Genomic DNA, 13758 nt, shown 5'->3' with positions numbered 1-13758 from the left:
GAGAGAGCAATGCCGAGCGCAGAACCTGAACAGGTGTGGGACTTTATCAGAGCAGAAGCGCGGGCGCTGGCCGAATGCGAACCAATGCTGGCCAGCTTTTATCACGCTACGCTGCTAAAGCACGACGATCTCGGCAGTGCGCTGAGCTATATGCTGGCTAACAAGCTGGCAAATCCGATTATGCCTGCGATGGCCATCCGTGAAATCGTGCAGGAAGGCTACAAGCAGGATCCCTCGATGATTCAGTCCGCTGCCTGCGATATACGGGCGGTGCGCCAGCGGGATCCGGCGATTGATAAATACTCCACGCCATTGCTTTACCTCAAAGGCTTCCATGCTCTCCAGGCCTACCGTATCGGACACTGGTTATGGAATCAGGGGCGGCGGGCACTGGCCATTTACCTGCAAAATGAGGTCTCCGTTTCTTTCGCCGTGGACATACATCCTGCGGCGAAAATTGGGCGCGGTATCATGCTGGACCATGCAACGGGCATTGTTGTCGGGGAGACGGCGGTAATCGAAGATGATGTGTCGATTCTGCAGTCCGTTACGCTAGGCGGGACGGGTAAAACCAGCGGCGATCGTCATCCCAAAATCCGTGAAGGGGTGATGATAGGGGCGGGTGCAAAAATTCTTGGTAATATCGAAGTGGGGCGCGGAGCCAAAATCGGTGCCGGTTCGGTCGTCCTGCAGCCTGTGCCCCCCCACACCACAGCCGCTGGCGTGCCTGCGCGTATCGTGGGTAAACCCAGCAGTGACAAGCCGTCGATGGAGATGGATCAGCACTTCAACGGTATGGTGCCGGGCTTTGAATTTGGCGACGGCATCTGACGAGCAGGTAGCCGGTCTTGAAGTTAGTGACGGCATCTGACGCAGCAGGTGCCCGATTTTGAAGTTGCTGACGGCATTCCCTGCATCAGGGCGCTGCATAGTTCATGCGCCCATCCCCCATCCCCTATGCTTTAATCACGGCACCGCAGTAGTCCAGCTGCCGCCAGGCCTCATACACGACTACCGACACAGCGTTTGAAAGGTTCATGCTGCGGCTGTCGGGCTGCATAGGGATACGGATCTTTTGCTGGGCCGGTAGCGCATCCAGGATATCAGCGGGCAGGCCGCGCGTTTCGGGGCCGAAAAGCAGATAGTCGCCCGCCTGATAGCTGACCGCACTGTGCGCTGGGGTACCTTTGGTGGTCAGTGCAAACAGGCGCGCAGGCGCTTCAGCGGCCAGAAAAGCCGCATAGCTGCCGTGACGTTTCACTGCGGTGAATTCATGGTAGTCCAGACCAGCGCGACGTAAACGCTTGTCATCCCAGGCGAAGCCCAGAGGTTCAATCAGATGCAGGCGAAAGCCGGTATTAGCACAAAGCCGGATAATATTGCCCGTATTGGGCGGGATCTCAGGTTCAAATAAAACGATATTCAGCATCGGCTTCGGCCCCATTAAACGAGGGCCGAAGCATAGCAAATTATTCCGGGACGATCAGGTTTTGCTGCTATAAAGCGGCAGCCAGAGGGTAAGGCGCAGGCCGCCTAACGGGCTGTCATCGGCCTTAACCCAACCACGATGCTGCTGGATAGCCGTGTCAACAATTGCCAGCCCCAGTCCCGTTCCGCCTGACTCCCTGTCGCGCGCCTCGTCAGTACGATAGAAGGGCCGGAAAATCTGCTCGCGATCGCCCTCGCTGACGCCCGGCCCATCATCGTCTACGTTAACGGTAATCCCCTGTTTATCAACGGAAAAACCCACGCAGATTTTGGAGTGAGAGTAGCGCAGCGCGTTACGAACAATATTCTCCAGAGCGCTTTCCAGTGCGTTCGGATTGCCATACAGAGGCCAGGGACCCGGTGGATAAGGTACCTCAAGCGTTTTCCCCATCTGTTCGGCTTCAAATTTGGCATCATCCAGTACGCCAGCCCAAAGATGGTTAGCCTTCATCGCCTCGCTGACCAGCGCATTTTTATGCTGAGTACGGGATAACACCAGCAGATCGTTGATCATGCCGTCCAGTCGCTGGGCTTCCATTTCAATACGCTGTAGCTCTTTGCTCTCTCCCTGCCGACGGCGCATCAGCGCAGTACCCAGCTGTAAACGGGTAAGCGGCGTCCTAAGCTCATGCGAAATATCTGACAGCAGACGCTGCTGCCCGGTCATCATCCTTTCCAGCGCGCTGACCATCTGGTTAAAACTGGCGCCGGCCGCCAGGAACTCCTGCGGGCCCGCCTCCAGTTCAGGGCGTTGACGCAGATTACCGGCGGCGACATCATCGGCCGCATGTTTCAGCTTACGTGCGGGTTTCGCCAGGCTCCAGGCCAGCCAGAGCAGCAGCGGTGTGCTGATTAACATCGTCACCATCAGCAGCAGCAGGGGACGGTCAAACAGCAGGTTGATAAAGTCCAGCTGCGAGCTGCCAGCGGGACGGATCAGGTAGAGCTGGTAGCTATCCTCGCCGTCGCGGACGGTGAAGGGACCAACCATCTCCACCCGACCATATTTTTTCTTCTGTGGACGGTTTGCATTATCGGACTGGCCGATAAAATTACGGATAACCTGCATTTCGTTATGCTGCGCGCCGATCACCCGCCCTTCGCTGGTAACCAGCAGCAGCCGCTGTCCGGGCGGTGCCCACTTGTCCGTTGCGCGAAACAGCCTTCTCCACCACATCAGATCGTTAGGGGGATCCTGCATCAGCTCCGCTTCGACGTGCTGCTCAATCATGGTTCCCTGCCGCTGCTCACTGTCGAGCAGCGGGGTCATCTGGCGGGTATCAAGCTTGGGCACCATCAGTACCAGCATCAACACCAGCGCCAGCGTCAGCCAGAAAATGGCGAAGATACGGGTAGTCAGGCTGGATATCATGTCGCGGAAACCATCAGATAACCGCGGCCACGCAGGGTTTTGAACCAGGGGTGACCATCTTTGCGGTCCGGCAGCTTCCTGCGCAGGTTTGAGATATGCATATCAATCGCGCGGTCAAACGGGGTGAGGCGTTTACCCAGAACCTCCTGGCTCAGGTGCTCACGGGAAACGACCTGCCCCAGATGCTGCGCGAGTAAATAGAGCAGGGTGAACTCTGTTCCGGTCAGGTCGAGCGCCTCGCTGTCGAAGCGGGCCTCCTGGCGGCCTGGATTCAGGCGCAGGTGGTCCACTTCCAGCGTCGGGGAGCTGCTGTCGTGCTGCTGTTGCTGTTCGCTCCAGACGGAACGGCGCAGGATTGCACGTATACGGGCCACCAGTTCCCGATCGTTAAAGGGCTTAGGAAGATAGTCATCCGCGCCCAGTTCCAGCCCCAGAACGCGGTCAAGCTCGCTACCGCGTGCGGTTAGCATAATGACCGGCGTCTGGTGCTGCTGGCGCAGCTCTTTAAGGGTATCAATGCCGTTTTTCCTTGGCATCATCACATCAAGCAAAAGCAGATCGATAGAGTTATCCAACAGGGCCAGTGCCTGTTCGCCATCACCGGCGACCACCACTTCGAACCCTTCCATCTCAAGTAATTCTTTCAGCAGCGAAGTCAATTCGCGGTCATCGTCAACTAACAGGATCTTATTCATTTTTATTGCCCTCCGCAGGCAAAATACCGTGAACGAATGCAGTCATTCCATGACTTTACTTAGTTTTACAACCTCTGACGCATGTTTGCAGCTGGCCCCGTAGACTGAATTTTATCGAATCGAGACAGGCAAACCAATCTGGGAGTTAACGATGCGCAATGTTACCGCCGTCGTTGCGGTTCCGGCGCTGATACTCAGCTTCTCCGCCGCGTGGGCTGCAGATGTGACGACGACTGACGAGATGCATCAGGAAGACGCGGCGCCACGTAGTATGACGCAGGTTCCGCAGACTCACATGTTTGATGGCATCAATCTTACAGAGCAGCAACGCCAGCAGATGCGGGATTTAATGCAGCAGGCGCGTCACGAGCGTTCTCCCATAAGTATTAACGATTTAGAGCAGCTGCACGAACTGATTATTGCAGAAAAATTTGATGAAACGGCCTATAGGGCAAAGCTGGACAGTATTGCGCAGGCGGAAGTCGCGCGGCAGGTTGATATGGCGAGAGTGCGCAACCAGATGTATCACCTGTTAACCCCAGGCCAGCAGGGCGTTTTAAACCAGAAACATCAGCAGCGTATGAACCAAATGCGCCAGCTAACGGATATGCAGCCATCTTCATCGTTGCATGCTGTAAGCAGTAAATGAAGTGAGTAACACCCTGGGCGCATGCGTTGTACCTTACCCAGAGTAAGTTTTACCCGAAGTAAGCTTTATCGTCAGTATCAGTACCCGTAGTAAGAGTAATCAGTAACGTAGTAACCCGCATCAAACGCAGTAACCAGTATCATAGTACCCCTGTTTTCCTTGCCATAGACACCATCCCTGTCTTCCCCCTCATGATGAGGGGGTTTTTTTTATCAATTCCTTTTAATTTAATAAAAACTCTAATGATATCTAACAGTTGAGAGCCCTTTGAGCGTATAAATATTATTACGTGGAGCTGCTTGAGTTCAAAGCCGGGGTTGGTGACGATACCTCATCCTAAAAAAGATTTACCGGTTGGTACGGTAAAAGAATCAGAAAACAGGCGGGCATTTAACCCCGCTTTCTCGAAGAGGGTTAAATATGTTTTATCCAATTGCGATCGAGCCAGGCGACGACCAGCACGCTTATGGCGTGACAGTGCCTGATTTACCAGGCTGTTTTTCCGCAGGCGATACCCTGGACGAAGCGATAGCAAAAGCAAAAGAGGCCATCACAGGCCATATTGAATTAATGGTCGAGCTGGGGCAGGACATTCCGGCTGTGTCTACGGTGGGGGCGCTGGCTGAAAAGTCCGGGTTTGCAGGTTACACGTGGGCACTGGTTGATGCGGTCAATGCGTAAGGCTGTAAAAAGCGCTGAATATCAAGAGCGTAGACAACTTTTTCATAATGATGATCCACCGCCCAGCGGGAAGAACATCACCCTTCATTACCAACCGGTAATACCCTGGCGATAAAACCGCCTGTCATCCCCATTTTCTTTTCCATAATGCTGAAAGTCGCGTAAGTGTGATCGGGATCGCATATTGGTAATGTATTTTCACATCATGTAACAGGCTTCTAACTGCGTTAAAGCGCGACCTGACTGTCTTTTTGAGTGGTACTAATTTGAGTTATAAGCCCCAGCCTATTAATGCAATAGCGGCGCGACCCTCATCATTTAACGCTATGAAGGTTAGAGTCATTTCCCACGGTTACTTTGCGGGTTAGCGACATATGATGAGGAAGAGATGATGAGACGAAAGAGTCATTCAGGTTTTTGTAGCCAGCGTAAGGCACTCTGCGTGGTGATTTCTTCGCTGCTGGTAAGCTCAGCTGCGATGGCAGAGACTCTGACGCGGGATAACGGTGCGCCAGTAGGCGATAACCAAAATTCACAAACCGCGGGAGCATCCGGGCCGGTGTTATTACAGGACGTTCAGCTGCTGCAAAAATTACAGCGTTTCGACCGCGAGCGTATTCCTGAACGTGTCGTCCATGCCCGGGGAACCGGGGCCTTTGGTGAATTTAGCGCAACGGCAGATATTTCTGACCTGACCACGGCTGCGGTATTTACTAAAGGCGAACAGACTCCAGTGTTTGTCCGTTTTTCCAGTGTGGTTCACGGCAATCATTCGCCCGAAACGCTGCGTGACCCGCATGGCTTCGCCACTAAGTTTTATACCAAAGAGGGTAACTGGGACCTGGTTGGCAACAACTTCCCGACGTTCTTTATACGCGATGCGATTAAATTCCCCGATATGGTCCATGCGTTCAAGCCCGATCCACGCACCAACCTTGATGATGATTCACGTCGTTTTGATTTCTTCTCCCACGTTCCCGAAGCAACCCGTACGCTAACGGAGCTCTATTCCAATGAAGGAACGCCAGCCTCTTTCCGCAACATGGACGGGAACAGCGTTCATGCCTACAAATTCGTGAATGCGAAGGGTGAAATCCACTACGTTAAATTCCACTGGAAAACGCTACAGGGCATCAAAAATCTCGACCCGAAACAGGTTGAGGCGGTACAGGGTAAAGATTACAGCCACCTGACACACGATCTGGTCTCAGCCATTAATCGCGGTGATTTTCCCAGGTGGGATCTCTATATCCAGGTGCTGAAGCCTGAGGATCTGAAGAAGTTTGACTTCGATCCTCTCGACGCCACCAAGATCTGGCCTGACGTGCCCGAACGTAAAATTGGTCAGCTGGTGTTGAATAAAAACCCCGATAACGTCTTCCAGCAAACGGAGCAGGTAGCGATGGCCCCCTCTAACCTGGTACCGGGTATCGAAGCATCAGAGGATAAACTGTTGCAGGGCAGACTCTTTGCTTACGCCGACACGCAGATGTACCGCATCGGCGCGAACGGTTTTAGCCTGCCCATCAACCAGGCCCGGACGCCGGTGAATAACGCCAGTCAGGATGGCAGCCTTAACGCCGGACACACTCAGGATAAGGGCGTTAATTACCAGCCCAGCCGACTTTACCCGCGTGAGGAGCTCTCTTCTGCGCGCTACAGCCGGCTGCCGGTGGAAGGCACCACGCAGCAGACTAAGATCCAGCGCGAGCAGAATTTTGAGCAGGCCGGCGATCTCTACCGCTCTTACAGCAAAAAAGATCGGGATGACCTGATCGCCAGCCTGGGCAGCGCGCTGGCGATCACCGATACGGAGAGCAAAAACATCATGCTTTCCTATTTCTACAAGGCAGACAAAGAGTACGGTACCCGTCTGACAACGGTCGCTAAAGGTGATTTAGCCACGGTGCAGAAGCTGGCGGATAAATTATCTGACTGACAGCGTCTTTTCCCCTGCCCGGTTAAACCTGCCCGGGCAGGAGAAGCCCTGAAGGAGATCGCGAAATGAAAGCATTAAGCGTCCAGCTATGGCTGATAGCGTTTTTGCTGCTGTCCGTGACGGCAAAAGCGGCAACGACGCATACCGATGATCGTCAGGTAAGAGCAGAGCTGAATAATTATCTTTGGGATGCGGCACGACGCGGAGATAACACCCTGATCAAAACGCTCGTTGAGGCGAAATACAATCTCAATGCGGCCGATGAAAAAGGGTACACCGCCATTATCCTTGCGGCCTATCACGGCCATGATGATACGGTGAAAATGCTGATTGATGGCGGTGCCGACCCCTGCCAGCGCGATCGGCGCGGCAACAGTGCGCTGATGGGGGCCATCTTTAAGGGTGAACTAAAGGTGGCGCGCCGTTTGATCGACGCCCATTGCCAGCCCGATATGCGTAACAATGCCGGTCAGACCGCGGCAATGTATGCTTCGCTGTTTCAGCGACAGTCACTGCTCCAGGCGCTGCGTGAAAAAGGGGCCGATATGCACGCCGTCGACGCCAAAGGAAACTCCGCCGAAAGCCTGGCATCAGGGAGAATTAACGGCATCCCGTAACGCCCGGAAACGCGCAATTAACCGGCCGATCTCAGCCCCGCTATTACTGGCGGGGCTTTTTTTTGCTCAGGATCCAGTATACTTACGCCACTAACCTGAACGGAGTAAGGCATGGAACATCACTACGCCCGGCTGGTAAACTCTGCTGCGCTGGCGGCAACTTCACTGGCTTCGATTCTGCTGTTGGTGAAGATTTTTGCCTGGTGGTACACCGGATCGGTAAGCCTGCTGGCTGCCCTGGTCGACTCGCTGGTGGATATTGCCGCCTCGCTCACTAACCTCTTCGTTGTCCGCTACTCCCTACAACCTGCTGATGCTGAACACACGTTTGGACATGGCAAAGCAGAGTCACTGGCCGCGCTGGCGCAAAGTATGTTTATCTCAGGATCCGCGCTGTTTCTTTTTCTGACGGGTTTACAACATCTTGCTTCGCCAAACGACATGCGCGCCCCGCTGGTAGGGATCGTGGTGACGCTGGTTGCACTGGTGTCTACGCTGGTGCTGGTTACGTTCCAGCGATGGGTTGTGCGGCGAACCCGCAGCCTGGCGATTCGTGCCGATATGCTTCACTACCAGTCTGATGTGGTAATGAACGGTGCCATTCTGCTGGCGCTGGGCCTGAGCTGGTATGGTTTTAAGCGCGCCGATGCGCTTTTTGCCCTCGGGATAGGCGTGTGGATCCTTTATAGTGCATTACGGATGGGCTATGAAGCGGTCCAGGCGTTGCTTGACCGTGCACTGCCCGATGAGGATCGCCAGGCGATTGTTGATATTGCCTCCCGCTGGCCCGGGGTGAGTGGGGCGCATGATATTCGTACCCGACAGTCGGGGCCGACCCGTTTTATACAGCTCCATCTTGAGATGGACGACAATCTGCCGTTATATGAGGCACACCGGGTCGCCGATCAGGTTGAACAGGCGCTGTTAAAAAAATTCCCGGGTTCTGACGTCATTATTCATCAGGATCCCTGTTCGGCAGTGCCTTCATCAGACAGAAGCAGCAGTGAACGATGATTCTTGTGTTAAATAAATTACTTAGCCCTCTTAACCGCCAAAACGTGACGCCGCTCAAAAAAATTAGCGGGACGATGACTGACCTGAATCAATTCAGCTCACAGGCTTTGATATACTATGGCGATTATCAGTTGGCAGATACGCCCGCGTTCGTCGAGTCATCCCGGCGTTAAGAGTTTAAAAATTTGCATTAACAAGTTCAGAGGTTGTCATGATCAAAAAAATCGGTGTACTGACAAGTGGCGGAGATGCGCCGGGTATGAACGCGGCCATCCGGGGCGTTGTGCGCGCTGCCCTGAGTGAAGGACTGGAAGTAGCGGGGATTTATGATGGCTACCTGGGCTTGTATGAAGATCGTATGGTCAATCTGGACCGCTACAGCGTATCCGACATGATTAACCGCGGCGGCACCTTTCTTGGCTCAGCGCGTTTCCCTGAGTTCCGTGAAGAGTCCGTGCGGACTGTCGCTATCGAAAATATGAAAAAACGCGGGATTGACGCGCTGGTGGTTATCGGGGGCGATGGCTCTTACATGGGGGCTAAGCGTCTGACCGAAATGGGATTCCCCTGCATTGGCTTGCCGGGCACCATTGATAACGATGTGGCGGGCACCGACTATACCATCGGCTACTTCACCGCGCTCGAAACGGTGGTGGAGGCGATTGACCGCCTGCGCGATACCTCATCGTCTCACCAGCGTATCTCTATTGTCGAAGTGATGGGCCGCTACTGTGGCGACCTGACACTGGCGGCGGCCATTGCCGGCGGCTGCGAGTTTATCGTGCTGCCGGAAATTCCCTATACGCGTGAAGAGCTGGTAGAAGAGATTAAAGCCGGTATTGCTAAAGGGAAAAAGCATGCCATTGTGGCGATCACCGAGCATATCTGCGATATCGACGAACTGGCGAAATACATCGAGTCTGAAACGAAGCGTGAAACCCGCTCAACGGTGCTGGGACATATTCAGCGTGGTGGCGCGCCGGTCGCCTATGACCGTATTCTCGCTTCGCGCATGGGCGCTTACTCTATCGAACTGCTGTTACAGGGCTACGGTGGACGCTGCGTCGGTATTCAGAATGAGAAGATGGTCCATCACGATATTATTGATGCGATTGAAAATATGAAGCGTCCCTTCAAGGGCGACTGGCTGGAAACGGCGAAAAAACTTTACTGAGATAAATCAAGGCGCTGATCGACAGCGCCTTTTTTATGCAGAGCCATATTCCATCCAGTTATTAAGGCTTCATTTTAATTCTTTAATTCAACCTGTGCTTTGTGTCACGCTCTCTGCGATAAAACCTTTGGGAGAGCATAGAATGAATAAGTGGAGTATTGGGTTTACCCTGCTGCTGGCCTCGACCAGCGTGCTGGCGAAAGATATCCAGCTGCTGAACGTTTCCTATGATCCAACGCGTGAATTATACGAACAGTATAATAAAGCCTTTAGCGCGCACTATAAGCAGGAAACCGGCGACAACGTGGTGATCCGTCAGTCGCACGGCGGCTCAGGCAAGCAGGCGACCTCTGTGATTAATGGTATTCGTGCCGACGTCGTGACCCTGGCGCTGGCTTCCGATGTGGATGCCATCGCCGATCGTGGCCGTATTGATAAAAACTGGATCAAGCGCCTGCCGGATAACTCCGCTCCCTATACCTCCACCATCGTTTTCCTGGTGCGCAAAGGCAATCCTAAGAAAATCCACGACTGGCAGGATTTAACCAAACCTGGCGTCTCGGTGATTACCCCTAACCCTAAAACGTCCGGCGGGGCGCGCTGGAACTATCTGGCGGCCTGGGGCTGGGCGTTAGACCATAACAACGGTGATAAGGCAAAAGCACAGGACTACATCAAAGCACTGTTTAAAAACGTTGAGGTGCAGGATTCCGGTGCGCGCGGTGCCACCAATACTTTCGTTGAACGCGGCATTGGTGACGTGCTGATTGCGTGGGAAAACGAAGCTTACCTGGCCGTGAATAAACTGGGCAAAGACCAGTTTGAAATCGTGACCCCCGGCGAGTCTATTCTTGCAGAACCCACGGTTTCCGTCGTTGATAAAGTGGTGGATGAGCGCGGCACCCGCAAGGTCGCCGAAGATTATCTGAAATACCTCTATTCGCCGGAAGGTCAGGAAATCGCTGCGCAAAATTACTATCGTCCACGCGATCCCGCCGTGGCGAAAAAGTATGCTGATAAGTTCGCACCGGTGAAACTTTTCACCATTGACGATGCAAAATTCGGCGGTTGGGCGGCTGCTCAGAAGACTCACTTCGCCGATGGCGGCACTTACGATCAAGCCATGAAGCGTTGAAAGAAAAATAGTTAAGTAGGTGAATTATTTAACATGATCTTTGTCGCCTGTTCGTTTACATTATGAACAGGCGATAATCAGAGGTTTAGATCATGAAGGGGCGAAAGCGACTCCTGACAGGCGTTGTAGTAGCAGGGGTAGTTTCGACGGCTGGTTTCGCCTCTATTGCATTTAAATATAAGCATAATTCTGCCGTGCTCTGGGCAATTGTCAGCCAGAAATGCGTGCCCGGAGAGCGGGAAAATAACGATCCCACGCCCTGCCGACAGGTGGATGTCCATAATGGCTTTGTGGTACTAAAAGATCGCAATGGCCCGCTGCAATTTTTACTTCTTCCAACCAAAAAAATCGCCGGTATCGAAAGTCCTGAGCTGCTCAATCCCGCGACCCCCAATTTTTTTGCTGAAGCCTGGCACTCCCGCCACTTTATGGACGAGCGCTACGGCGCACACGTCGATGACAGCGCTATCGCGCTCAGCATTAATTCCCCCACGGGCAGAACGCAAAATCAGCTTCACATTCATATCTCCTGTCTGAGGCCGGATATCCGACAGAAGCTGAACGCGCTGGATGCCACGCTGACTCCCCGCTGGCAGTCGCTACAGCTGGTAGGGCATGATTATCAGGTGCGCACCGTCACGCGGGACGAATTCAAGAGAACCAGTCCCTTTATTCGCCTTGCGGCCGACCTGCCGGGTGCACGGGAAGAAATGGGTAAATACAGCATCGCCGTGGCGGCGCTATCGGATGGACGTCGCGCGTTGCTGGTGGTTAAGCGTAATCTGTTGGTACTGAATCGGGCCTCTGCCGAGGAGCTACAGGATCACAGCTGCCAGATACTGCATTCCCGGGGCGCTGTTAAGTCGTGATCCTGAAATCGGTTGTCAGTCACTACAGGCGCAACGCTGGGGCTACGGGCGCGGCCCCAGCGCAGGTTCATTACGGCTTAACCGGTTTCGTCCCGACCGGCTCATCATCCTTATACTTCGCCGTGGCTATCCACGCCGCGCAGAACAGCGTCAGTCGGGCAAAGAAGTAGAAAAACGCCATCAGCCCCAGTACGGAACCAAAGGCAGCGCCTGACGGGGAGGACGCCAGCTTAGGCAGCGTCAGGGTCATAATAAATTTAATCACTTCAAAACCTATCGCGGCTAAAAGCGTACCGCGAAACAGCGCCTTTTTGCGTGGTTTATGGCGGGGCAAAATCCAGAAAATCCACAGAAAGAGCAGATAGTTAGCCATGATTGAAATGGAAAGCGCAATCAGCGTCATGGCCGGACGAAGCCAGTCGATCCCATCCAGGCCTAACGCATGCACGATGGCTTCCTGTGCCGAACCGGCAATGGAGGTGAGGGACAGGGTGATAATCAGCGCGACCACCAGACCCATCAGAGAGATAAAGTCACGCGTGTACTTGAACCAGATCTTCTCTTTATCCTGTTTGTTACGCTCCCAGACGTCTCTCGACTGGGCCAGAATCGCTTCACGCAGGTTCCCCATCCAGCTAATCCCGGAATAGAGGGCGATCAGTAATCCCGTCAGGCCGACGGTAGTGCGCTGCTGGACGGCGGTGTTGACCGTATTTTGCAGGGTTGATGCCAGGGTGGCATCGCTGATATTACTCACAATTTTATTAATAAGCTGGGTAAGCAGATCCTGGTTGGACGCGAGCACGAATCCGATGGCGGCAAAAGAGACCATCAAAATAGGGATCAGGGAAAGGAACGAAAAGTAGGTGATTGCCGCGCCAAACTGGCTGCCCAATCGGTCATTAAAGCGTTCCCCGGCTCTTAAGAAGTGTGCGACGGCTGGAATGGCCTGAAACCAGCTGACAAAGCGCGACACGCGCGTAATGGAGTGATCAACGGTCGCGTTGCCGGTTTTGATGTTGATCAGCGGCTTTTCTTCGTCATGCTGACGCTCTGATGAGTGATTTTCCTTCATGAAATGTTCTTCTGTTGCCCTTAAAAGTGAGTTATCTGTATGAAATTATAGACGGTCGATCAGCTAACGTAGTTTTTCATTGTCCGCGTCAGCCACTCCATAAAGACGTGCACCCGACGCGCCAGGTGACGTCGATGTGGATACAGCAGCGATATCGGCATCGGCTTCGCGCGGTAATACGGCAGAATTTCTACCAGCTTCTTCGCCTTCAGCGCCGGCCGCATGGCGCATTCGGGTGCCTGGATAATGCCCAGTCCGTTCAGGCAGGCGGCACGGTAGGTTACCGTGCTGTTGACCGTCAGCGCCCCGCCCGTTTTGATAAACCGGCTATTTTCGCCGTCAAAAAACTCAAAGCCTGGGGTCTGCGTGCCCAACTGCTGGCCGTAATGCACCATGGCATGTTGGGAGAGTTCTTCCAGCGTCTGCGGCGTACCAAATCGCGCCAGGTAGTCGGGGCTGGCGCAGTTGATCAGGGTCAGCGCGCCCAGCGGGCGGGCGATCAGCCCGGAGTCTTCCAGCGCGCCGACGCGCACCACACAGTCAAACCCCTCGCGAATCACGTCAACCCGACGGTCATTGCTGCTCAGTTCCAGCTCAATGGCGGGATACTGTTGAAGAAATTCCGGGAGCCGGGGCAGAACATAGTCGCTGGCGAGGTTGACGGGCATATCCACTCGCAGGCGACCGCTCAGGGTCGCGGGATCGTTCTGAAATAGCCCATCCATTTCTTCCAGCGTGGCCAGCACATCCTGACAGCGATCGAAGTAGACCAGGCCATCCTGAGTCAGCTGCACCCGCCGCGTGGTGCGGTGCAGAAGACGGGTGCCAAGGGTATTCTCCAGCGCCTGTAACTGTCGTGAAAGGCTGCCTTTCGGGACGCCCAGACTCTCTGCGGCGCGGGTAAAGCTGCGAAGCTCTGCTACTCTGACAAAAGCCCGCATTGTGTGAATTTTGTCCATAGGATATGCCGATTGTTGTTTTCTGTGAAACAGTAAAGCGCATTTGAGATTATTTATAGTTCAGGATTTACATAATATCCTGCAAATATCC

General features: G+C 53.9%; 13 protein-coding genes and 2 pseudogenes. 10 read left to right on the top strand and 5 right to left on the bottom strand.

The window, feature by feature from the left end:
- Positions 1–9: 9 nt before the first annotated feature.
- Positions 10–831: a serine O-acetyltransferase gene (gene cysE / locus AC4PCC_RS21540; protein WP_345829670.1), complete on the top strand. Its 822-nt coding sequence runs from the start codon at positions 10–12 to the stop codon at positions 829–831.
- 124 nt (positions 832–955) lie between these two features.
- Here the strand turns inward: cysE and trmL are convergent, their stop codons facing one another.
- The 3 genes from trmL to cpxR are packed head-to-tail and all read right to left on the bottom strand — an operon-like array spanning position 956 to position 3555.
- Complete coding sequence (gene trmL / locus AC4PCC_RS21535) at positions 956–1429, bottom strand: tRNA (uridine(34)/cytosine(34)/5-carboxymethylaminomethyluridine(34)-2'-O)-methyltransferase TrmL (RefSeq protein ID WP_345829672.1); 474 nt, start codon at positions 1427–1429, stop codon at positions 956–958.
- A gap of 54 nt (positions 1430–1483) precedes the next feature.
- Positions 1484–2860, bottom strand: coding sequence for an envelope stress sensor histidine kinase CpxA (cpxA, locus tag AC4PCC_RS21530; protein ID WP_067709337.1), 1377 nt, complete (start codon positions 2858–2860; stop codon positions 1484–1486).
- Positions 2857–3555, bottom strand: coding sequence for an envelope stress response regulator transcription factor CpxR (gene cpxR, locus AC4PCC_RS21525; RefSeq protein WP_067709339.1), 699 nt, complete (start codon positions 3553–3555; stop codon positions 2857–2859). Before cpxR ends, cpxA begins: the two co-directional genes overlap by 4 nt.
- 151 nt (positions 3556–3706) lie before the next feature.
- On the opposite strand from cpxR, the gene cpxP reads away from it, so the two are divergent.
- From cpxP to AC4PCC_RS21480, 9 genes and pseudogenes are all read left to right on the top strand, one after another.
- The gene (gene cpxP, locus AC4PCC_RS21520) at positions 3707–4204 is read left to right on the top strand and encodes a cell-envelope stress modulator CpxP (protein ID WP_492125890.1); all 498 of its coding nucleotides are present in this window, start codon (positions 3707–3709) and stop codon (positions 4202–4204) included.
- 305 nt (positions 4205–4509) lie between these two features.
- Positions 4510–4598, top strand: a pseudogene (locus AC4PCC_RS21515) (type II toxin-antitoxin system HicA family toxin); the annotation flags it as partial.
- A 26-nt stretch (positions 4599–4624) separates the two neighbouring features.
- Positions 4625–4870 (top strand): annotated as a pseudogene (locus AC4PCC_RS21510) (type II toxin-antitoxin system HicB family antitoxin); the annotation flags it as partial.
- A 493-nt stretch (positions 4871–5363) separates the two neighbouring features.
- Positions 5364–6824: a catalase KatB gene (gene katB / locus AC4PCC_RS21505; RefSeq protein WP_492127591.1), complete on the top strand. Its 1461-nt coding sequence runs from the start codon at positions 5364–5366 to the stop codon at positions 6822–6824.
- A 65-nt stretch (positions 6825–6889) separates the two neighbouring features.
- The gene (locus tag AC4PCC_RS21500; protein WP_492125889.1) at positions 6890–7441 is read left to right on the top strand and encodes an ankyrin repeat domain-containing protein; all 552 of its coding nucleotides are present in this window, start codon (positions 6890–6892) and stop codon (positions 7439–7441) included.
- Positions 7442–7552: 111 nt separating this feature from the next.
- On the top strand, positions 7553–8455 hold the full coding sequence (fieF, locus tag AC4PCC_RS21495) for a CDF family cation-efflux transporter FieF (RefSeq protein ID WP_345829679.1): 903 nt from the start codon (positions 7553–7555) through the stop codon (positions 8453–8455).
- Positions 8456–8666: 211 nt separating this feature from the next.
- Entirely contained in the window at positions 8667–9629 is a 963-nt protein-coding gene (gene pfkA, locus AC4PCC_RS21490) for a 6-phosphofructokinase (RefSeq protein ID WP_067709351.1), read from the top strand.
- Positions 9630–9771: 142 nt separating this feature from the next.
- Positions 9772–10764 carry a sulfate ABC transporter substrate-binding protein gene (locus AC4PCC_RS21485; RefSeq protein ID WP_492125888.1) on the top strand — a complete coding sequence of 331 codons (993 nt, stop codon included), beginning with the start codon at positions 9772–9774 and terminating at the stop codon, positions 10762–10764.
- 92 nt (positions 10765–10856) lie between these two features.
- The gene (locus AC4PCC_RS21480; RefSeq protein ID WP_492125887.1) at positions 10857–11633 is read left to right on the top strand and encodes a CDP-diacylglycerol diphosphatase; all 777 of its coding nucleotides are present in this window, start codon (positions 10857–10859) and stop codon (positions 11631–11633) included.
- Between the two features lie 70 nt (positions 11634–11703).
- Here the strand turns inward: AC4PCC_RS21480 and yhjD are convergent, their stop codons facing one another.
- Together yhjD and AC4PCC_RS21470 are read right to left on the bottom strand one after the other, a co-directional pair.
- Positions 11704–12708: an inner membrane protein YhjD gene (gene yhjD, locus AC4PCC_RS21475; RefSeq protein ID WP_067709358.1), complete on the bottom strand. Its 1005-nt coding sequence runs from the start codon at positions 12706–12708 to the stop codon at positions 11704–11706.
- 59 nt (positions 12709–12767) lie between these two features.
- Entirely contained in the window at positions 12768–13667 is a 900-nt protein-coding gene (locus AC4PCC_RS21470; RefSeq protein WP_492125886.1) for a LysR family transcriptional regulator, read from the bottom strand.
- Positions 13668–13758 lie beyond the last annotated feature (91 nt).

The organism is Erwinia sp. L03-1 (assembly GCF_058686115.1).
This window is presented reverse-complemented; position numbering and strand designations above follow the sequence as displayed.

Coding starts and splice junctions, on each gene's coding strand:
- cysE (WP_345829670.1), top strand. CDS start 10: ATGCCGAGCGCAGAACCTGAACAGGTGTGGGACTTTATCAGAGCAGAA.
- trmL (WP_345829672.1), bottom strand. CDS start 1,429: ATGCTGAATATCGTTTTATTTGAACCTGAGATCCCGCCCAATACGGGC.
- cpxA (WP_067709337.1), bottom strand. CDS start 2,860: ATGATATCCAGCCTGACTACCCGTATCTTCGCCATTTTCTGGCTGACG.
- cpxR (WP_067709339.1), bottom strand. CDS start 3,555: ATGAATAAGATCCTGTTAGTTGACGATGACCGCGAATTGACTTCGCTG.
- cpxP (WP_492125890.1), top strand. CDS start 3,707: ATGCGCAATGTTACCGCCGTCGTTGCGGTTCCGGCGCTGATACTCAGC.
- katB (WP_492127591.1), top strand. CDS start 5,364: ATGGCAGAGACTCTGACGCGGGATAACGGTGCGCCAGTAGGCGATAAC.
- AC4PCC_RS21500 (WP_492125889.1), top strand. CDS start 6,890: ATGAAAGCATTAAGCGTCCAGCTATGGCTGATAGCGTTTTTGCTGCTG.
- fieF (WP_345829679.1), top strand. CDS start 7,553: ATGGAACATCACTACGCCCGGCTGGTAAACTCTGCTGCGCTGGCGGCA.
- pfkA (WP_067709351.1), top strand. CDS start 8,667: ATGATCAAAAAAATCGGTGTACTGACAAGTGGCGGAGATGCGCCGGGT.
- AC4PCC_RS21485 (WP_492125888.1), top strand. CDS start 9,772: ATGAATAAGTGGAGTATTGGGTTTACCCTGCTGCTGGCCTCGACCAGC.
- AC4PCC_RS21480 (WP_492125887.1), top strand. CDS start 10,857: ATGAAGGGGCGAAAGCGACTCCTGACAGGCGTTGTAGTAGCAGGGGTA.
- yhjD (WP_067709358.1), bottom strand. CDS start 12,708: ATGAAGGAAAATCACTCATCAGAGCGTCAGCATGACGAAGAAAAGCCG.
- AC4PCC_RS21470 (WP_492125886.1), bottom strand. CDS start 13,667: ATGGACAAAATTCACACAATGCGGGCTTTTGTCAGAGTAGCAGAGCTT.